This is a genomic window from Qipengyuania nanhaisediminis (assembly GCF_900115585.1).
In the GTDB taxonomy this organism is placed as follows: domain Bacteria; phylum Pseudomonadota; class Alphaproteobacteria; order Sphingomonadales; family Sphingomonadaceae; genus Qipengyuania; species Qipengyuania nanhaisediminis.
On the sequence record NZ_FOWZ01000002.1, the window covers coordinates 242,254 to 261,505 of the forward strand.

The following is a 19,252-nucleotide window of genomic DNA, read 5'->3' on the forward strand; positions in this document are numbered from 1 at the left end:
AATGGGATGCAATAGGCAATGACACGAACCATCGAACTCGAAGTCTCACCGCTCCTTCCCGACATCCCCAGCGAAACCGACCATTGCATCGCTCGCTTGCAGTCTTTGCTCAACTCGCGGATCGGCGTGCACGAAGTCACGATATTGCCCGGCGAGAAAGATGCATCCGCCCGACTAGCGATATCATACGATGCCGATCGCCTGACTGTCCCCCGCATCAAGGAGTTGGCCCATGTGGCCGGAGCGGAAATCTCCGAACGCTACGGACACGTTGTCTGGCAAGCCGATGGCATCAATTCCACCCGCCGTGCCCAAACGGTCGCGGACCTGCTGGCGAGCAAACCCGGTATCCTCGAAGCAAATGCTGATGCGAGCGGGAGGTTCATCGCCGAATACGACCGTCAGCTAACCGATGAGCCTAGGATTGCGGGCGAGCTCAAGAACCTCGGCGTGTCGGTTCTGGCGGGCGATGTCGTCAGGAACGCCGAGCACTCTTCCAAAGACCATAGTCACGATGATGAAGATCATGCCGGACACAGTCATGGCGGAATCTTCGGCGCGAACACCGAACTCTATTTCTCGCTCGCCTCGGGCGCATTTCTCGCGACCGGGTTCGGGATTGAGAAACTATGGTCTGGGCATCCCGGATGGCTGCCATTCGCGTGCTATCTCGCAGCGTATTTCTTTGGCGGATTCTTTACCGTCCGAGAGGCGTGGGACAATCTGCGCCTCCGCCGGTTCGAAATCGACAGCCTCATGCTTGTCGCTGCTGCGGGCGCCGCCTTTCTTGGGGAATGGGCCGAAGGCGCGCTTCTGCTGTTCCTGTTCAGTTTCGGCCACGCGCTCGAACACTACGCGATGGGCCGCGCCAAGAGGGCGATCGAGGCGCTCGCCGAGCTCGCGCCGGAAACGGCACGAGTAAAGCGCGGAACTGACGTCGTTGAGGTTCCGGTCGAGAAGCTTGCGATTGGCGACGTGGTCATAGTGCGTCCGAATGAACGCCTTCCGGCCGATGGTTTCATCCTGGACGGCGTCAGTGCCATCAATCAGGCTCCGGTGACCGGTGAAAGCGTGCCGGTCGACAAGAGCGCGGTTTCGAATATCGCTTCTGCGCGCGCCAATCCTGACAATCTTGCGGATGACAATCGCGTCTTTGCAGGGACGATCAACGGATCGGGCGCGCTCGAAGTGGAAGTGACCCGGCGATCGAGCGATACGACGCTCGCCAAGGTCGTCCAAATGGTGAGCGAAGCCGAGGCTCAGCAATCTCCTACCCAGCGTTTCACGCAGCGCTTTGAGCGAATTTTTGTGCCCGCCGTGCTCGCTCTGGCCGGCCTGCTCCTTTTCGCCTGGGTTGTCATCGACGAGCCGTTCCGCGACAGTTTTTACCGGGCGATGGCGGTGCTTGTGGCTGCCAGCCCCTGCGCTTTGGCGATCGCCACCCCGAGCGCGGTCTTGTCCGGAGTAGCCAGAGCAGCACGCAGCGGTATTCTGGTAAAAGGCGGAGCGCCGCTCGAAGATCTTGGTGCGCTAAAGGCCATCGCGTTCGACAAGACGGGTACGCTTACAAAAGGTGAGCCCCGGATTACCGATGTTGTGGCAGCGCCCGGCGTAGCGGAACGAGAGTTGCTTGCGATTGCGTCCGCCGCCGAAAGCCTGAGCGATCATCCTCTGGCACAGGCGATCGTCAAGGATGGCCGCGAGCAGATCGGCGATGAGACACTACCCAAAGCGCGCGATCTTGAAAGCTTCACAGGCAAGGGCATCACCGCAATTGTTGGCGGGGAGCGGGTGTGGATCGGCAAGCTCGAAATGTTTGGCCAAGACGGCGTTCCTTCGCTCAGTGAGGGCCTGTCGGGAGAAATCGAGGCCATGCGCGAGCGTGGGCGGACAACAATGGGCGTTCGTTCGGAAACGCGCGATCTTGGAGCGATCGGTTTGCTCGACACGCCGCGGGCGGCAGCAAAGGCGACGCTCGAAGCGCTGCGCGGCCTCGGGATCACCCGAATGATCATGATCTCGGGCGACGATCAAAGAGTGGCCGATGCGGTTGGAAAGGATGTCGGCCTCGATGAGGCCTGGGGTAATCTCATGCCCGACGACAAGGTCGAGGCCATCCGCAAGCTTGCCGGTCAGGACAAGGTTGCGATGGTCGGAGACGGGGTTAACGATGCTCCTGCCATGGCGAATGCCACTGTCGGGATAGCAATGGGCGCTGCAGGCTCGGACGTTGCATTGGAAACAGCCGATGTCGCCCTTATGGCTGATGATCTTGCCCGGCTGCCTTTCGCCGTCGATCTGAGCCGGCAGACCCGCTCGATCATCCGGCAGAACATGATCGTCAGTCTCGGAATTGTCGCTGTGCTTATTCCGGCGACTATTTTCGGTCTCGGGATAGGCCCCGCTGTCGCGGTTCATGAAGGTTCGACATTGATCGTGGTCGCCAACGCGCTCCGGCTTCTGGCGTATAAAGAGAAGAGCGGTGCAAAGGCGATAATGGAGACGCAAGCATGAGCGGCGATGATAACTTCAATCTGGATACGTCTGACAAGCGCCGCACATTATGGATCGTCTTATGGCTTAACGTTGCGATTGCGGTCGGGTTTTTCGTCATGGGCTACTTTGGCGACTCGAATGCGCTGCTGGCCAACGGACTCGACAATTCGTCGGACGCGCTTGTCTACGCTCTCAGTCTCCTTGCGCTGAGTCGACCGCGCTCCTGGAAGCGAGGCGCAGCGCGCTTTTCTGGCGTCATGCTTTTGATCTTTGCCGGCGGAGTGATTGCTGATGCCGTCAGGCGGTTTGTTGAAGGTTCTGAGCCGGGTGGCATCCTGATGATCGCGATGGCTGCCGTCGCGGGCATAGTGAACCTCTATTGCCTTCGCCTGTTGCAAAAGATGCAGAACAAGGACGTCAACATGCGGGCCGCCACCACATTCAGCTTCAATGACTTCATTTCGAACGGCGGGATTATCATCGCTGGCGTCATCGTTATGATCACAGGCGCGAACTGGCCGGACCTTGTGGTCGGCATCGCTGTGGCTGGCATAGCTCTTTACGGCGGGATCGATATCCTGCGCGACGCGCACAGTGACAAGCACGACGAAGCGGGAACGGTTCATGGCGAAACACGGGAATGAGCCTCGTCCACGAGATATTTGTAACTGAGGATTTGTCGGCGATCCTGACCTTGGCGATGCTGGCAAGCCTCGGCCTGGGTGCTGGCGTTGTCTGGGAAGAAAAGCACGGGCCTACCCCGAACGAAAATGGGTTCGCGGCGGCCGTCCACTCTGGCGCCCTTGCCGCACTTGCGCTTGTTTTGACCGGTCCTGCAGTTGGACAAGCAAGGGGTGACTTCATAGACGCAGCCCTGCTCCCCGCTGGCGGGACTCTCTATCTTCTGGCGGTGCTGATCGGAGGCTGGGCTTCGCATCGCGACTCAGTTGGAACCCTGTCCGACGCCGTGGGAAGACGCGGGCCGAAGATGACCATTGCGCTTCAAGGCGGTATTGCGCTGGGGTTTGGTGGCATCGCTCTGGGTGCAGCAGCAGCCGTGTCTGTCTTCGCCGGTTTCGCAGCAACACTAGGGGTTGGAATCACCTTTTTCCTGGTGGGGCGAAAGACAACAGCCGGATTTCGCGACAGCGCGATGAAACGCATGGATCGTCTGGCGATCCATGTTTTTCTGTCACTCGCCTTTGTTGCCGCAGCGGTAGCCGGGTTTTGGCTTCTCCACGGCATGAGCGAAACAACCGACGCGCGGTTGGCAATTCTACTCGCAGGATACTTTCTTATCTGGTCGGTTCATTTTTTGCTGCAAATCCCGGGCAGACTGGGAGGTTTGAATTTGGCAGCACTCGCGGCCTTCATCTCCGGGCTTGCGATGTTCGGAATGATTGCAGTCGGATTTAACGCCGCGATCGGAGCAATCGATAATTCCGATGCGATCCTTCAGCATCCGGATACCGCCGGCAACGAAATCGTAAATAGCGGAGAGAAGTGATGGCGCACTCGCACGATCATACTGGCCACAGTCACGGCGAGGAAAACCTTAGCGATCGTCAGCTGATCCTCGCGGTCGCGATCAATGTCCTCCTGACCCTTGCCCAGATCGTCGGCGGCATCCTTTCGGGGTCACTGGCGCTTATCGCGGATGCATTGCACAACTTCAGCGATGCGGCCTCTCTTGGTCTTGCATGGTTTGCGCGGCGCATAGGCCGGCGGCCGGCGGACAAGCTGATGACCTTCGGCTACGCCCAGGGAGAAGTCGTCGCCGCGCTCATCAATCTGACGACCTTGCTGATCATCGGATTCTATCTGATCGTTGAGGCGATCAACCGTTTCGCCGCGCCGCAGCCGGTCGAAGGCTGGACCGTGATCTGGGTTGCCGGGATCGCACTTGTCATCGATCTCGTCACCGCATTCATTGTCTATCGCGGCGCGCATGACAGCATTAACATGAAGGCTGCCTTCCTGCATAATGTTTCGGACGCGCTGGCCTCGATCGGTGTGATCGTCGCCGGAGTGCTAATCATTCTATACGATCTCGTCGTCGCCGATCTCATCATCACTCTCATCATCGCGGCCTATGTCATCTGGCAGGGCGCGACGCTCCTACCGCGAACCGTTCGTCTGCTGATGGGAGCAGTGCCGGACGAGGTGGAATTTGATCAGATGGTTGAAAACCTGCGCGCGCTTGGCGGCGTGCAGGATATTCACCACGTCCATGTCTGGAATCTGGGAGAACATCACCGGGCGCTCGAAGCCCATCTCACTCTTGTTGATTACTCCCAAACAGCATTCGAGGGAGTCAAGCGACGCGCGCGGGCGATGCTGGAAAAGGATTTCGGCATCGCACATGCCACTTTCGAGCCCTGCCTCGCTACGGACTGCGATGATGCGCTGATCCCTGCCCACCCGGCACCCAACAACGGGAAAGACACGGCCGGTGATTAAGCTTTCGCTGGCCTGTTCCTGCCCGACCGTTCGCAGACCCTGAGCCCTCATCGCGCGCCGGTCACGGACGGTATTGCTGTCCCCCGTCAGCACCTATGGCACAGATTTGAGGTTGTGATTTAAGGAGGATTTGGGCTTCGTCGTAGTGACGAAGGAACGAAGATGAAGCCCAAATCCTCCAATGCAAAATCGCCTGCCGAGCGGGTGGTCAAGGACATACGCCGCAAGACCCGTCGACACTTCTCTGCCGAAGACAAGATCCGGATCGTTCTTGACGGTTTGCGCGGGGATGACTCCATTGCCGAGTTATGCCGCCGCGAAGGCATTGCCCAGAGCCTGTACTATACCTGGTCCAAGGAGTTCATGGAGGCCGGCAAACGCCGCCTGGCTGGCGATACAGCCCGTGCCGCGACCACGGACGAGGTGAAGGATTTGCGCCGTGAGGCGCGCGATCTGAAGGAATGTGTGGCCGACCTGACGCTGGAGAACCGTCTGCTCAAAAAAAGCATGATCGCGGATGGGGGAGACGACGAATGAGGTACCCCGCATCCGAAAAGCTGGAGATTATCCGGATCGTCGAGCAGTCGCACCTGCCCACCAAACGGACGCTGGACCAGCTCGGCATTGCTCGACGGACCTTTTACCGCTGGTATGATCGTTACCTCGAAGGCGGGCCGGAGGCACTGGCAGACCGGCCCTCTGCGCCAAGCCGGGTGTGGAACCGCATCGGTGAGGACATCCAGCAGCAGATCGTCGAGATGGCGCTGGAACAGACCGAGCTGTCCCCTCGCGAACTGGCGGTGCGCTTCACCGACAAGCGGTGCTACTTCGTGTCCGAAGCCACGGTTTACCGTCTGCTCAAGGCCCATGATCTGATCACCAGCCCGGCCTACACGGTGATCAAGGCAGCCGAGGCGTTCCACACAAAGACCACGCGGCCGAACGAGATGTGGCAGACCGACTTTACCTACTTCAAGGTCATCGGGTGGGGCTGGATGTATCTGTCGACCGTGCTCGACGACTTCTCGCGCTACATCATCGCCTGGCGGCTGTGCGCCACCATGTGCGCCAGCGACGTTACCGACACGCTCGACATGGCGCTGGAAGCTTCAGGCTGCGACCATGCCAATGTGCTGCACAGGCCGCGCCTGCTCAGCGACAATGGCCCGAGCTACATCGCGGGCGAGCTGGCCGAATACATCGAGGCCAACAAGATGAGCCACGTGCGCGGCGCGCCCTTCCACCCGCAGACCCAGGGCAAGATCGAACGCTGGCACCAGACCTTGAAGAACCGTGTGCTGCTGGAGAACTACTTCCTGCCCGGCGATCTCGAACAGCAGATCGCGGCGTTCGTCGAGCACTACAACCACCGGCGCTATCACGAGAGCCTCGACAACGTGACGCCTGCCGATGCCTACTTCGGCAGGGCTCCTGCTATCGTGAAGCGACGAGAAAGGATCAAGCGAAAGACACTCGAACATCGGCGCTTGCAACACCGCAAGCTCGCCGCCTAAACATCAATCCCAGACGAGGCCCACACTCCGTAAGCCTACGCCGCAAGTTGTGCCAAATGTTCTGACGACGGACAGTTACGCAAACGCCCACGGTCGAAAATGCCCTTTCGATCATCGCTGAGACGTCGCGAGTTGTCGGCAAAGCCTATTTCCCGGTTGTGGTTGAGGGATTGGCAAAGGCCTTGAATGTCCGGTGGGCGTTTGTTTGCCACTTCGATCCGGCAACCCCTCATCAAGCCTCTACCGTAGCTTTCTGGGATCGCGGTCCGGCCGAGAACTTCGTATACGAGCTGCTTAACACACCATGCGCTGACGTCGCCTCTCAAGGTGTCTGCTGTTATGCAGACGATATTACAAAGCTCTATCCTTTCGACGAGATGCTCGCCGAAATTGGCGCCAAGAGCTATGCGGGTACCGCCCTCAGATCTTTAGATGGTCGCGTCTTAGGCTTGGTCGCCGTAATGGACGACAAACCGTTTTCCGATCCTGAAATAGTCTCTGAGATAGTCGAGCTTTTTTCAGCGAGGGCGGCTGCCGAGCTAGAACGCTTAGCCAGCGCATCGTTGAATGAGCGGCTTGGCAAGATAGTCGAAGCGTCAGTTAGCGAAGCTTACGTCTTCGACAGCCGCTCCTTTCGGTTTGAACTCGTGAACCGAGGTGCTCGTGAAAATCTCGGCTTCACTATGGAGGAGCTCCGGGAGCTTACGCCATGGGATCTCAAACCCGAGTATTCGAAAGAGGATTTTCTCGCTTTTGTAGAGCCACTGCTCAGAGGTGAGGTTGAAGTTCTTCGGTTCGAAACCGTGCACATGAGAAAAGATGGGTCAACCTATCCCGTATCTGTGCAGCTCCAGTATTTCCCTGATGTAGGGGGTGTGTTTTTTGCCTCCATCACTGACGAGACAGAGCGGCGGGCGAGAGAAGAGCGCGAGAAATTGATCCTCAACGAGATGAACCATCGTGCGAAGAACGTTTTGGCGGTCGTTCAGGTTCTGGCCCGGCAAACCGCAAAACAGAATCCAGAGGACTACGTAGCGCAACTCGAGGCCAGGATCGCGGGCCTTTCAGCAAGCCACAACGTGCTCGTGCAAAGCTCGTGGCAGGATGTGCCCTTCGAGGAATTGATCAGGTCCCAATTGGGCCATTTCGCGCACTTGCTCGGAAATCGAATCACAGTTTCCGGCCCACCCACGAGGATTAAAGCGACAGCGGCACAAGGTTTCGGCTTAGCCTTGCACGAACTCGCGACCAATGCTGCGAAGTACGGCGCGCTTTCGACTAAGTCTGGATGCGTCGCGATTGCTTGGGATGAAGTCGACGTGGCTGAGGGACGATGTCTCAAGTTGACATGGACTGAAACTGGAGGGCCCGAAGTAGTCGCTCCGTCGAGAACGGGCTTCGGTTCATATATGATCGAAAAAAGTCTGGCCTCGCAGTTCGGATGCAAGGTCGATTTGAAGTTCGATCCAAAGGGTCTGCAGTGCCAATTCGTGGCTCCCAGGGAGCGCGTGATTTCTGAGTAATGCGACTTGGAAAGGTGGTCGGGTTTGACCATACTTCGAGGTATTGTCGTTCTACGTGACAGTGCCATCGAACGGCAGCAAGCCACCCATCTGAAGTCGCTTTCACAGAGTTACAGATGTGCCAGGAGCAGACGGGCGGCTAACGACCCGATAGCGGAGTTTAGAACCCGGCTGAAGTTTCTGGCAATGCGGTATGGCAAAACGCTTGCCTAGATTCACAAGCAAAAATATTTTGCGATTTCGTGAGGCTTTTTAGGAACTTTGCCAAGTCAGAGCGCTTAAGGATGCACAATGACTGTTCCTGAGTGGAAATTGGAAGATGCCGCGGACAAGGCCGATTCTTACCAGTTCAAAAATACCAACCCGAAACTCGTTTTCCTGTTAGCACTCGCTGCAGGCTTACTCGCAGTAGCGATAATCTTTTTCGCCTATGTTATCGTCAGTCTGTCGATCGATGTAGGCCTTATTCCGCAGCCCCCGCGCCTCCGCGGTCTCGTCGATTAATTCTTACCGGATCGGCAACAAATCCACGATCAGATAAGCGCAATGGCGAAGTACGCCTTGGCAGCAAAAATACCAAAGGTGAATGCGATGTCGCCGAGGCGGTCATAAATGTCGATTGCCATGGGCTGTTCTCCGTCACGGTCCAGCGGTCTTGCCGGAAGGACCTTGAAGAACACCTTCGGCACATCCTTACCGCGTTATTTACTTCTTGCCGCCTATGGATCGCATGAACATGGCTGAAGTTACCCCTAACACGTTCGAAACGGTCTCTCCGGACGACGTCAAAACGCCGACTTACAAGGGCCCCGATCGGCGTGCTTTCGGCCTTCGCCAAGAGATTTCCTATTGGCGCAAACGCGCCGTTCGCAGGAACTTCATCTTCATTGCATCGCTGGCTTTCGCCACCGCATGGATGCTTTTCAGCATCTGGTTATCAGTCCCGTGGTTAAGCGATCTGGGCGAACTGACCCATCCAGCGATCGCGATTACTGTCTTGACCTTTATCGCCTACGTCCCGGGCTTTATGAACGCCTTCCTGCTGTCGACATTGGCGCTGCGTCCTTCGCAACTGAAACAAGAGCCAGAGCACTGGCCTGGCCTTACCGTTCTTGTCGCTGCGTACCAGGAAGAGCAGCTTATCGCGCAAACGCTCGAGAACCTCAGCGCACTGACCTACCCGGGGAAGGTGGAGGTGATCGTAATCGATGATGGGTCGAAGGACGACACCTTCCGCGTAGCCGAACTCTGTAAGCCTCACTTCGCCGCGAACCCGAATTACTCGCTGCGGGTCGAGCGAATGAAGCGCAACAGCGGGAAGGCTAAGGCCCTCAACCATGGGCTCGCAATGGCCGCCCACGAGCTAATCGTCACCATCGACGCCGATACGTTGCTAGAGCCAGGAAGCCTTCGATCAATGGTCGCTCACCTGTACGCCGCGCCGCCTAAAACTGCGGCGATTGCAGGTGCGATCCTACTCGCGAATCCGATGGAGAGTTGGGCGACCCGCGCGCAGCAATGGGACTATTTTCATGGCATCTCCGCAGTCAAGCGCATGCAGGGCAACTTCAACGGCACACTGGTGGCACAGGGCGCATTCTCGCTTTACCGCCGCGAAGCGCTGGAGCAAGCTGGCGGCTGGCCTGATACGGTAGGGGAAGATATTGTCCTGACGTGGTCCTTCCTGCGCCGCGGTTACATCGTGCGTCATGCCGAAGACGCCGTGGCGTGGACCCACGCGCCCGAAAGTTGGGGCGCGCTTTCCCGGCAACGTAAGCGCTGGGCGCGCGGCATGATTGAGGCGCTGGCAATCCACAAGAGCCTGCTTTCGAAGCTTCGGCTATCGACGATGTTTATCTATTGGAACCTGATGTTCATTAGCATCGACCTTGCCTTCACGCTGGCCTTCATTCCTGGCTTGCTGTTGGCGGTTTTCGGCATTTATTGGCTCGCAGGTCCGATCACTCTGCTTGTGCTTCCGCTGGCCGCGCTGTGGAATATTGTGATCTTCCGCATCCAGATGCGCATGCTGAGACGGAACAAAATCAAGATGAAGAAAAGCGTGGCAGGCTTCGTGCTTTTCGCCTTCGTTTACCCCTTTATCATGCAACCCGTATCTGTCTGGGGCTACGCCGCAGAACTATTCGGGCGAAAGAAGGAGTGGCATTGATGCGCCGCCTTATAAACCTATTCAGCCTTGCAATCGCTTTAGTGACCACGCCGGTCGTTGCTCAGAGCACCGAGGGGTCTGGCCCAGCCATCGGCACCGAAGTTTTCGTTTCCACCGACAGCGACGAAACCACCGTTTGGCGGGTCGCAGGCAATTTCGACCTCCGGAATGCGCCAGATGGTTCGCGCATAGGCGTGCGCGTAGAAAAAGCGTGGTACGATCCGCTGGGGCTGGGCGCGCACGAGCGCGAGCGTATATTCCTGCAGGCTGCCGACGGATCGGGCAATGTGAATTGGTCCGTGAGCGTCGGCACCGATGGCGACACGCTCATCGGTTCGGCTTCGATCAACGACAACAAAACTTTTCGCAAAGAAGCATTCATCGAGCGTGATATCGTGGAAACGCCAATTGGCCTTGAGCAAGGTCTCTATTCTACCTTTGCGGGGGCGGCAATCGACCTGCCGGCGGACGAGAAGAACGTCTTCACGCTACTGGCAGGCGTTCAGGAATTCACGGGCGACAACGTCCGGCTGCATTTGCGTGGCAATTTCGTACATGTACTGGATAGCGATGCTGGCCTCAGTGCCCAACTACGCACGCGCTATTTCCACAGCACGGTGCCCGAGGAGTACGACTATTTCTCGCCAGAGGATTATGGACAGATCCTGCCGATCCTCCAAATGCGCCGCTTCGTTGATGGCTGGCAGCTGTTAGCCGTTGGCGGCATCGGCATCCAGCGCAGCACCGGTACCGACTGGAAACAGGCCAATTACGCCGAAGCTCGCGTGATCAGTCCGACCCAAGGCAACTGGTTTGTATCCGGCGAGGCGATCTATTCTCAGACGCCAGGTACCAACACCGTCGTGGGTTCGGGATACGATTACTTTCAAGCACGCATCGGGCTTACGCATCGCTTTTGATCCGTCCCGGCTCTTGGGATCTCGGTTGCAATTTGACGGATCGCATTCGGAAATATCTGCCAAATCGCAGGGGCTTTCAGCTCAGCGGCTATGACCGCTGACCACCCATACTCGGACATTGGCGGTGCTCATTACCGGAGCAAAGCTGCCGGTCTGCTTTCAGGCATACGCAGGGAAAGCCTGAACGTCCGAAATGGGGGCGCAAAGCGGAAGTCATGAGATCGGCTGGCGCCAAATTGCCGGGCCTTGGCAACTGGCCCCGATCAAACGACAGCCGGAGTCAGGGTCTGTGCTACGTCACTGGAGGTGGAACTCGACTGATGATGATCGACGATGCCTCCAGCTTCGCCTTCGCTAAATCGTGCGACAACTGCATCCGAAGCAACGCTGCTGCCGAAATCCCAAATGCCTTTTCGAAGCGCATTGCCATGAGAGGAGTGAGACGAGCATTACCATCCAACATTCGGGTCAGAGCTGACCTAGTAACCTGTAGGTGATCAGCGGCACTCGGTACCGTCATCCCATAGGATTTGATTAAATGTTCGCGCAGCCATGGCCCAGGATGGATCGCAAAGCTCTCGTGCAATTCTACCGCCATGAAAAAAGCCCTTCTATCGATATCCGCGATCCTTGGCCCGTCTGACCGCGTGCTGTCTGGCGCAAGCTCAGTTGCGTTAGCGTTCTTCTCCGAGCAGGTATCGGGTGTTGAGGGCCTCGGCGACCGCACCTTCGACGATTTCGTCGAGCGGAGTGACGATCGCGGATGTGTGAATGCATCTTCCATCGGCAAAGCGGTTCTTGCGGTCGCTGGATACGATCCCGACTAGAAGGGGCGTGCCGGGATAGTCGGGCAGCGGTAAAATGATCCAATCATGCAAGACGGCATCGTACCCTTGTCCTGATGCTGCTGGCGTATTGGGAAGTGAAGTCTTCATTGCACACGCTCACGCGACAGGGCGAGGGTGGTAGGCGGCGAGCATGTAAATGGCCTAATCATCTGTAGCGTTCGCTCAGCAAGTACCGAGCGACATCTTCCAGGTCCTTGCGCTTTCCGCTCGTCATCAGAGACATCGCGCACCTGCCTCCAAATAGCGGAGCTCGATTGGGCGCGCGCACCCAGCCTTTCGATCGATCATGGTTGAGCAGGATCACAAGCGATGCGTAGATTGAGAGGACACAGCCGATGCCTTCCAGTACATCCTTGGTTAGCGACACGTTATCGCCGGCTCGAAGACGCTCCATCCAGTCCTGCAGGACCTTTTCGTCGCCGACCCCGAGGAGGTGGCATTGCTCTGAAGCGGTCATGTCCCAATGCGCTGCGATATTACCGAAGGCATGAAGGCAAGCGCTATCTCTTTTCGTACTTTCCGATCCGACCGAGGGCGTGCCCATCAGATGTAAACCCCGGACTCGATTGCACCGATCATATCGATCACGAACTCAAGACCTTCGTCCGACTGCTCCGCACGTTCGATAGGTGTTTGGCCATCCAGCCAGGGATGGGACTTGTTCATGAATAGAAGCGTGGAGATCAGGTCGCCGGCATATAGACGAGTGGCGGCTTCGATAGCTGCTTGAGTTGAGCGGGCGCCGATGCCCCCGACGACCTGTACTCCGTTCTGAAGCATCTTTCGCGCTTCTGATGTGCGGCCACTTTCAAGAAGTACCGCCAGATTCAGCTCATTTTGCATGGCATGCTCCAATTAAGAGCCGCAGGAGCAGTCTTTCCGAGACTACTGTCTCGATCAAGGTTTACGGAGAGGTAATAGAAGTAGCCTCCGGCATTGTGCGCTCAGGAATTCAATCATCACGTCGCGCCAATACCGCTAAGGGGCTCCATTCAAGATCCTGAGGTCGGTCACGAATAGTTATTCCGGCAGGCAGATGGAGTTGAACCTTGGAACTCCCGCGGGTTCTTCCCACCTCTTCCCAGTCCGTAGAGATTGTTGTGACGAACCCGTCCGGGTCGACAATTTGGCAACGTTCCTTGCCTCTCCATCCAAGGAAAGAGACAGAAACATCGCTAAGCGTGTCGAGACCTTCTGCCTGCAGAAGATCGCTCAATGCGAGAGAGAGTTTTTCCAACTCGTCGACAGCGAAAAAGCCATTAAAAGAAAAATACATGCCAGTCCTCCATCTGATTGGGGCGGACCGGCAGAGCCGGGTGTTCGTAACCTGAGCTCTCGCCAAGGCGCCGCCGCCTTTAGGCGGAGCCTTGGACATGCGCGACGGCCACCCGGCCACAGATATGTGACCGGCCGAGAACTCTGGGGTTACGACGCCCCACCGCTGGGACTCACCAGCGATGTCTGATGCGTCGCAGAACATTTGGGGCGATGCAAGGGCCTTCCCGAATCTTCCTGTAAGGGGAAATATCGCCGAAAAACCTTCGTTTTCGTCCCATTTCGTGCCATTTGGTCAAACCATTGAGGCCAAACAATAATGTGCAGGAATCGCCGTTAATTCTGGCCAAGAATGCCCTACAAACCGAACGATCTATTCACCTATCGATCCGCGACATCGACCTAATTCCGAGCGCGCTCAAATTCGCGCTATTAGCCCATTATTGGAGATATCACGATAAAGAACGTTATCGTGAGTTTGGTCGTTATCGTAGTATTTGATTTGTTCCAATGCTCGTTCGCCAGGAAGGGGAGGGCAGGGCCACTCCATTTGAGGGAATGAGCCAATGCTAAGGTTTGATTTTCTTGGGAGAGCTCATTGGCGGCACCGCTTTCAATCTGGTGAGTGCATCAAGGGAGTCCTGATGCCGTTCGAAGAAAGCGAGCCAGGCCTTCAGTGCGCCTATTTCGCCGACCGCCGCGTACATTGCTTTGTGCGAAGCCACTAAGAGTTGCAGGTCCGCTTCCAAGGAGGCAATCTTCTGTGCCTGTGTTTCAATCTTTGCAGCCAGCGTGTTCTTGGAATCTTTTAATTTTGCTGCAGCAAGCCGTATGTTCTTTTGGCCTTCTTTAGCCTCTATGTATAGTTCACGGATGGCAGGGGGTCTCGTGATATCCGTGGGATGGCGAAACAATCTGGGCAAGCGGGCGATGATGTTCCGGGTGGTTATGTTCTCGTCCTCGAGGAGCATTTTCTCCAGCACCGCTCCAAGCTTTTCCAGATCCTGATCCGATAATGACACGTACAACCCTTACTGCTGTGACCGGATCGCAGTATCTATCACCGTTGCTGGGCGGTCTATCGGCCTGGCGAGATCATGGCCATTCGGGAACACTTGACTGCCGGGCTTCGCGGCAATTGCCAGTTTTAGATTCTCAATGACCGTAGATGCATGAGATATCTGATTCCTGATGCCCGGACTGTCACCGGGCCGGCGCTGGGCCTCAAAGAGGTGCTGCTCCATCCGATCGAGCAGTTGATTAAGATTCTGCTCTTCTACAGGATTTTCGGTTCTGGTGAGATTTCTGCAACCGTTGAAGCATTCGAGGTGCTTCGGACAAGGATCAACCGTGAAGCTCGAAAGGCAAAATCCATACGGAGTAGCGTGGAAACCATCCGCCTCTGCAGCAAGGTATCGAAAGGCCTGTGCGTCACCTGACTCACGCTGAATCTCGAGAAATTCTTCTACAATGGGGCCTCGCATCCTTCTAGTCAGCATCAATTTAGCGGTGTCGTGAAGTCTCTCCGGAAGCCCGGATGCTTCCGGGGGAAGTTCAAGCTCGAGGATTTGTTCGCGCAAGCTCCTGTGATCATAAGCGCCGCTTTGGGCCGTGCTCTGCCTGCCATATCGCTTTGTGATCATGGCATCGGTTATGCCTAGCCGGAATAGCTCGGTGTTCTGGAGGTGCCGAAGGCTATGGGTATTCAGGGAAAGCTTTTTGTCATCTTCCGTCTCTCCATAGCGATCAAACAGCCCGCTCTTTTTTCCGGAAAGTTGCAAGATGATGTCGTCGGCTGCTAGTCGCCCGACAGAGAAATATTTTGTGACATCAACAATCCCGCCATTCCGATCCTCAATGAGCGCACGCGAAGGCTGAAGGAACAGGAGTTGGTGTGGATAGAAGGGGTTGCCGTCTGTCGCGATAAATGGACTGGTATCAGGCAGTTTCGTGGGCATTTCCCTCTTCACAAATTCTTCAATCTCGCTCACCAGAAAATAGCAACGCCTATCAATCGGGCCAGAGATTATTTTGCCTTTCTGGTCTCTGATCGGGGGGCCGCCTTTCTGGCTTTTCCAATACTGCCGAACTGGCTTGCATGATGTGGTGCTATAGTGGGCAGCTTGCTCCGCCCTAATCGGATTTAAGAGTTCGCTATTGTGATCTTGCAGGTACGAATCCTTGAGGTCCGGGCTAATCGCTCGGTTCGAGATTTGAACAGATCCCGCAATCCGGGTGTACATCTCAGCCGCACCGACCAACGCTGTTGGCAAATATTCCGGGATCAGCCGGCCGGAAGTTGATTGAAGTTTCAAGCGCGCCCTCAATGGCGCGGTTGCCTCGCTTATCTCACCTACGAGATCCTCGATGATATCAGCAAAGTGAGGAGGGATTTCCTGATACCTCTCAACAAGACGAGACTACGCACCAGTCTGGCTACCTTGCTTTAGTGCAAAATATCGTAGCGACAGCGACTTTGAAAATCCGCCAAGTTCTCCTGCGGAGCGACCATCGACAGCGTAGTAGTCCTTCCACCGTAAGCAGTGCTCCGGGATCATAACGACTTCACCAATGCGAAGACCTGTCAGAATCTGCAGCTTGATGACGGCGAAGCGGATACGATCAGTAAACGTCCTTGGTCTCTCTGTGAAAACTATCCTTACCAGTTCCCAGAAGGCGGCCGTCTCAGGAAGCTTTTCCGCAGATTTGCGTTCATTCAGCTCGCTCCGCTTGGCGTGCACATTGTAGTTGTTTCCCTCACGTAATTTTTGACGAGAGACCCTCTCTTCCCCCGCTAGAGCGCTGGCACTCTCATATGGTTTTGCATAGGTCACCAGAGGGCAGTATTCACTCAGGTGGTTCGCATCGAATAGGACCTTAGCGACCATCGACAAGTTCATCGCGAGTTTACCCGAGGCTCCCGATAGCAACGCAACGTTGTAGGCCTGTTGGAGATCATCGGGGCGCAACTCCCATGGTGGAGTTTGACCTGCGCAAAGGGAAATCGTCCTTATTGCTCGCGCATGCGCAGAAGCATTCGAAACTTTGTTTTGCTTGATAAATAGTTCATGTGAAATGCTGGCCTGCAGAAACTCACGCCAATCCTCCGACATTAACTCGGGTGGTTCACAATTAGTCTTCGGACATTTTGAGACCTTGCGAAGCAACTCAATATCTCGACGTAGATGCCCAAAATTGGACATCCAAATTTCTCTGTCTGGAGGCAAACCGACCGCCGAATTCAGACCCCAGCGTTGAGTTTTGGCAACCTTGCCAGTCACATTGTCAAAATCGGGATTCCAACTGAGGCCCCGTCCGATAGCTGTGGATCGCGCGAGCTCTAGCCAATTAGCGTAGAATTGGTTCATGACGGCTGCTCTTTGAATTGGTCAACGAAAGCCTGGGCGATGGATATTGTTCGCTTAAGTTGCACGTAAGCGGGCGACCTCTCATCACCGAGACCAGCCTTGAAGAAATCCATCACCACCGTGCGAAGCGTATCGACAACATGCTGATGGATTTTAACGTCGCTTACCGCTAGAAACTTGCGGCACCCATAGCAGCTGAGAACCGGATTTTTTTGGCATAGCGATTGCGGTGAGTCGCACGCTCCGATCCCGGCGATCGGTGAGCCATGAGGCATTGCTCCTATCTGACGCTCTTCGGGAATGCCCATCAAAGCTCTTTTGTCGATTAATCTTGTTCGATGAATCTCTGGTAGAACCGAGTAAACTGGCGAGATTGCCAAGGCATCGTTGACAAGTTTGGCTTGGTTCGGACTTTGATCGAAATAGACGTTCCCGACTAAAACGCTATTGTGCTGCATGAAGTCAGCTAGTTCGTCCGCTGAAGCGCCCATATCAACTTGGCGCTGTGCACTTGTGTGACGAAAGTCAGTAGCGGTCCAGCGCGTACCGGTAAGAGATTGAGTTCGATCTGCGATGCACCTGGTAACTTCATCGGGGGTAAGACCAAGAAGCTTTGGGTTCGGATCTGCGGCCGTATCTTCCATGTCTCTGAGCTCAAGAAGCGATCGAACTATTTGAGCCCAATCTTGCCTTACTTTACGAGTGATATGGATGCGCTGGGAGTGTCGTTGCTTCTTGATCACAGCGGCTGTGATGTGGACCACGCCACCTTTGTGCACTCGGACATCGGCCACCTTGATACGAGCAATTGTTCCACATCGAAACGCGTGTTGATCGGCAAGAATTATCGCGGTCGCATCGATCAACCTGCGGAGGTCTACGCTATCATTGCTCGATAGCGATTTCGCGGTCTCATCAATGAAACTATAGATTGCCTTTTGGTCCGCGACGGGGATGAAGCACTCACCTGATCGGACGATTGCAAAGGGATCTTGACGAGGCGAAGGCAGGTTCGAAACCATGGAATGGTAGGGAGGCGCCCAGCTACCCACACTTTCTCGACAAAAGCAGTGAAGGACCTTTTTTAGGCAGCTTGCCTCAAACGCATGCGTGAATTCTGGCAGCAAAGCTGTTGACCAAACATCTAGAACCTTTTGCGGCGTTTGATGGGCTAAGAAGTTTACAATTTTCGGTGTGGCTTTCTCCACGAGTGCGAAAATATGGTTGAGCCAGATTTTCGCGCTGGACGGATCACCGGATTGTAGCAGATGGGCAGTAATTAATACTATGACCCCACTTTGAAATTCGGACAAAGGCGCAAGGTCATATTGAAAAATCCTCCCGTCGTCGTGAAGGATAATTTCTTTTGACGCGCTATCGAATCTAAGAATTCGGTCCTTCTCTTCAAAATCATCCCAATATTTCACTGCGCGGGGCAGTGGGGGCAGGGGAGGCTCGCTTCTGCCTTCGGGAAACGAGGCTTTGGCAAATTTGGCAGGGAGGGTACTCACGCCAGGTGCTCCAAGGTGCGGATAGCGGCGACGTAGTTGTCATAGTTGTCCTGCCTGACGGTGTCGGATTCAGTCTCGAAGTACGCCCGAGCATACCGCATGGGCATCACAGATTTTTCATTCCAGCCAAAGAAAACTCTGAGCCTTTCTATAGCTTTGGCATCGAGGTTTCCATTCGGGCAGTAACCAACAAGCCGCCGCACAGCGCAGGTGTGGCGCAGGTCATGTGGCTGGACGTTGGCTTTACCTTGCCGTTGTAAGGCTCGAACCGCATCTGCCCTGAGCTCGCCGCTCGCCATCTGGAATATCTCGTTCACTTGCCGCACAGAGAGCGGACGACCGCGTTGCGAAAGAAAGAGGAAAGGCCAATTACTAACCGGTCGGGCCTCGAGATATTCTTCGTAAGCTTCCAATAGCTCTTCGCTTATAGGTAGAATGCGACGAGCGATGGGGTTCTTGAGACTGGGTGGCGGAGACCGTGGATCAATGAGCGACTTGGGGTTTTGGTCATCTTCGAGGTCGCTGAGCACCATCCACGAAATTAGCCGTCCAGTGCTATCGTCGAACTCGGAGTTGACGGAATTCACGTAAAGAAGAAGCATCTCACTGCGACGAATTCCCGTTTGCAGCAGTGTCAGGAAAATGAGGTAGTTACGAGACCGGGTTCGTCCGCACCGAAATGGATTTCGTGCCGAGCCAGGATTAAAAATTTCATAGAGGTCCGATACGACTATGGATGGCAAAGATCTGAGGGGCGCAGGCTGTTTGTCTCGACCATCAAAAGAGAAATTACTGTAAGCAGTTTGAAGCAATCTGACTTGCCTCTTTATCTCAAGCCAGCGGTCGTCCTCTATCTTTCCAAGGTCCTCCAAGACGTACTCGATAAACGTGATGCACCAAGCCCAGCGTTTCGTCAGATCGACCTTTCGCCGAGTTGCATCGTTATTGAGCTTCTGCAGATGACTGTTGAGGCAGATTCTGATCTTTGGGAAATCCAGCGACATCAACGTGATGTCGAGACTTGTCCCATTGACTTCGTAGGCAGTGGCGTGAAGCTGGAGCAGTGCTCTGGTCGCAGCCTCCCGAGTAGACCGCGCATGAGCGGATAGGCACAACTGGATCCATCTGGTCAGCCAGAAATGAGGGATATGCCTATCATCGCATCCG

The 19,252-nt window shown here is 55.6% G+C and carries 19 protein-coding genes; 9 read left to right on the forward strand and 10 right to left on the reverse strand.

All coding sequences use genetic code 11. The features are described 5' to 3' along the window. Positions 1-18: 18 nt before the first annotated feature. The 9 genes from BM173_RS06770 to BM173_RS06810 all read left to right on the forward strand — a co-directional run bounded on the left by BM173_RS06770 (position 19) and on the right by BM173_RS06810 (position 11,083). On the forward strand, positions 19-2,514 hold the full coding sequence (locus BM173_RS06770; RefSeq protein ID WP_090479106.1) for a heavy metal translocating P-type ATPase: 2,496 nt from the start codon (positions 19-21) through the stop codon (positions 2,512-2,514). Beyond that, positions 2,511-3,140 carry a cation efflux transmembrane domain-containing protein gene (locus tag BM173_RS06775; protein WP_090479109.1) on the forward strand — a complete coding sequence of 210 codons (630 nt, stop codon included), beginning with the start codon at positions 2,511-2,513 and terminating at the stop codon, positions 3,138-3,140. Before BM173_RS06770 ends, BM173_RS06775 begins: the two co-directional genes overlap by 4 nt. Beyond that, positions 3,137-4,003: a hypothetical protein gene (locus BM173_RS06780; RefSeq protein ID WP_090479112.1), complete on the forward strand. Its 867-nt coding sequence runs from the start codon at positions 3,137-3,139 to the stop codon at positions 4,001-4,003. Before BM173_RS06775 ends, BM173_RS06780 begins: the two co-directional genes overlap by 4 nt. Continuing rightward, the gene (locus BM173_RS06785; RefSeq protein WP_090479115.1) at positions 4,003-4,956 is read left to right on the forward strand and encodes a cation diffusion facilitator family transporter; all 954 of its coding nucleotides are present in this window, start codon (positions 4,003-4,005) and stop codon (positions 4,954-4,956) included. The genes BM173_RS06780 and BM173_RS06785 overlap by 1 nt, the downstream gene beginning before the upstream one ends. 162 nt (positions 4,957-5,118) lie before the next feature. Beyond that, a protein-coding gene (locus BM173_RS06790) for an IS3 family transposase (RefSeq protein ID WP_090483091.1) occupies positions 5,119-6,470 on the forward strand; the annotation gives its coding sequence in 2 pieces (ribosomal slippage) (positions 5,119-5,454 and positions 5,457-6,470; 1,350 coding nt in all). Between the two features lie 170 nt (positions 6,471-6,640). After that, positions 6,641-7,993 carry an HWE histidine kinase domain-containing protein gene (locus tag BM173_RS06795; RefSeq protein WP_143089586.1) on the forward strand — a complete coding sequence of 451 codons (1,353 nt, stop codon included), beginning with the start codon at positions 6,641-6,643 and terminating at the stop codon, positions 7,991-7,993. Positions 7,994-8,284: 291 nt separating this feature from the next. Then, the gene (locus BM173_RS06800) at positions 8,285-8,497 is read left to right on the forward strand and encodes a hypothetical protein (protein ID WP_143089587.1); all 213 of its coding nucleotides are present in this window, start codon (positions 8,285-8,287) and stop codon (positions 8,495-8,497) included. Positions 8,498-8,729: 232 nt separating this feature from the next. After that, entirely contained in the window at positions 8,730-10,163 is a 1,434-nt protein-coding gene (locus tag BM173_RS06805) for a glycosyltransferase family 2 protein (protein WP_218152631.1), read from the forward strand. Then, complete coding sequence (locus tag BM173_RS06810; RefSeq protein ID WP_090479126.1) at positions 10,163-11,083, forward strand: hypothetical protein; 921 nt, start codon at positions 10,163-10,165, stop codon at positions 11,081-11,083. The genes BM173_RS06805 and BM173_RS06810 overlap by 1 nt, the downstream gene beginning before the upstream one ends. Positions 11,084-11,375: 292 nt before the next feature. Here BM173_RS06810 and BM173_RS14880 read toward each other — a convergent pair whose 3' ends face one another. The 10 genes from BM173_RS14880 to BM173_RS06860 all read right to left on the reverse strand — a co-directional run bounded on the left by BM173_RS14880 (position 11,376) and on the right by BM173_RS06860 (position 19,089). Continuing rightward, positions 11,376-11,867, reverse strand: coding sequence for a HigA family addiction module antitoxin (locus tag BM173_RS14880; RefSeq protein WP_342741971.1), 492 nt, complete (start codon positions 11,865-11,867; stop codon positions 11,376-11,378). After that, positions 11,758-12,018, reverse strand: coding sequence for a hypothetical protein (locus tag BM173_RS06820; protein WP_143089589.1), 261 nt, complete (start codon positions 12,016-12,018; stop codon positions 11,758-11,760). The genes BM173_RS14880 and BM173_RS06820 overlap by 110 nt, the downstream gene beginning before the upstream one ends. Positions 12,019-12,076: 58 nt before the next feature. Then, positions 12,077-12,388, reverse strand: a complete 312-nt coding sequence (locus BM173_RS06825; RefSeq protein WP_177201831.1) for an antitoxin Xre/MbcA/ParS toxin-binding domain-containing protein — start codon at positions 12,386-12,388, stop codon at positions 12,077-12,079. Between the two features lie 86 nt (positions 12,389-12,474). After that, positions 12,475-12,774: an MbcA/ParS/Xre antitoxin family protein gene (locus BM173_RS06830; protein WP_090479139.1), complete on the reverse strand. Its 300-nt coding sequence runs from the start codon at positions 12,772-12,774 to the stop codon at positions 12,475-12,477. Positions 12,775-12,883: 109 nt separating this feature from the next. After that, complete coding sequence (locus BM173_RS14420) at positions 12,884-13,207, reverse strand: hypothetical protein (protein WP_143089590.1); 324 nt, start codon at positions 13,205-13,207, stop codon at positions 12,884-12,886. 568 nt (positions 13,208-13,775) lie between these two features. Further along, positions 13,776-14,228 carry a hypothetical protein gene (locus BM173_RS06840; RefSeq protein WP_143089591.1) on the reverse strand — a complete coding sequence of 151 codons (453 nt, stop codon included), beginning with the start codon at positions 14,226-14,228 and terminating at the stop codon, positions 13,776-13,778. A 9-nt stretch (positions 14,229-14,237) separates the two neighbouring features. Further along, a complete protein-coding gene (locus BM173_RS06845) occupies positions 14,238-15,521 on the reverse strand; it encodes a hypothetical protein (protein WP_143089592.1) in 1,284 nt (427 codons plus the stop codon). A 105-nt stretch (positions 15,522-15,626) separates the two neighbouring features. Continuing rightward, positions 15,627-16,574 (reverse strand): hypothetical protein, encoded by a 948-nt coding sequence (locus tag BM173_RS14425; RefSeq protein ID WP_143089593.1) that lies wholly within the window; start codon positions 16,572-16,574, stop codon positions 15,627-15,629. After that, a complete protein-coding gene (locus BM173_RS06855) occupies positions 16,571-18,085 on the reverse strand; it encodes a site-specific integrase (RefSeq protein WP_090479153.1) in 1,515 nt (504 codons plus the stop codon). Before BM173_RS06855 ends, BM173_RS14425 begins: the two co-directional genes overlap by 4 nt. Then, complete coding sequence (locus tag BM173_RS06860; RefSeq protein WP_143089594.1) at positions 18,082-19,089, reverse strand: tyrosine-type recombinase/integrase; 1,008 nt, start codon at positions 19,087-19,089, stop codon at positions 18,082-18,084. Before BM173_RS06860 ends, BM173_RS06855 begins: the two co-directional genes overlap by 4 nt. Between the last annotated feature and the right edge of the window lie 163 nt (positions 19,090-19,252).

Excerpts from the sequence above, each read along its gene's own strand:
- BM173_RS06770 (WP_090479106.1), top strand. The coding sequence starts at position 19 with ATGACACGAACCATCGAACTCGAAGTCTCACCGCTCCTTCCCGACATC.
- BM173_RS06775 (WP_090479109.1), top strand. The coding sequence starts at position 2,511 with ATGAGCGGCGATGATAACTTCAATCTGGATACGTCTGACAAGCGCCGC.
- BM173_RS06780 (WP_090479112.1), top strand. The coding sequence starts at position 3,137 with ATGAGCCTCGTCCACGAGATATTTGTAACTGAGGATTTGTCGGCGATC.
- BM173_RS06785 (WP_090479115.1), top strand. The coding sequence starts at position 4,003 with ATGGCGCACTCGCACGATCATACTGGCCACAGTCACGGCGAGGAAAAC.
- BM173_RS06800 (WP_143089587.1), top strand. The coding sequence starts at position 8,285 with ATGACTGTTCCTGAGTGGAAATTGGAAGATGCCGCGGACAAGGCCGAT.
- BM173_RS06805 (WP_218152631.1), top strand. The coding sequence starts at position 8,730 with ATGGCTGAAGTTACCCCTAACACGTTCGAAACGGTCTCTCCGGACGAC.
- BM173_RS06810 (WP_090479126.1), top strand. The coding sequence starts at position 10,163 with ATGCGCCGCCTTATAAACCTATTCAGCCTTGCAATCGCTTTAGTGACC.
- BM173_RS14880 (WP_342741971.1), bottom strand. The coding sequence starts at position 11,867 with ATGGAAGATGCATTCACACATCCGCGATCGTCACTCCGCTCGACGAAA.
- BM173_RS06820 (WP_143089589.1), bottom strand. The coding sequence starts at position 12,018 with ATGAAGACTTCACTTCCCAATACGCCAGCAGCATCAGGACAAGGGTAC.
- BM173_RS06825 (WP_177201831.1), bottom strand. The coding sequence starts at position 12,388 with ATGACCGCTTCAGAGCAATGCCACCTCCTCGGGGTCGGCGACGAAAAG.
- BM173_RS06830 (WP_090479139.1), bottom strand. The coding sequence starts at position 12,774 with ATGCAAAATGAGCTGAATCTGGCGGTACTTCTTGAAAGTGGCCGCACA.
- BM173_RS14420 (WP_143089590.1), bottom strand. The coding sequence starts at position 13,207 with ATGTATTTTTCTTTTAATGGCTTTTTCGCTGTCGACGAGTTGGAAAAA.
- BM173_RS14425 (WP_143089593.1), bottom strand. The coding sequence starts at position 16,574 with ATGAACCAATTCTACGCTAATTGGCTAGAGCTCGCGCGATCCACAGCT.
- BM173_RS06860 (WP_143089594.1), bottom strand. The coding sequence starts at position 19,089 with ATGTCGCTGGATTTCCCAAAGATCAGAATCTGCCTCAACAGTCATCTG.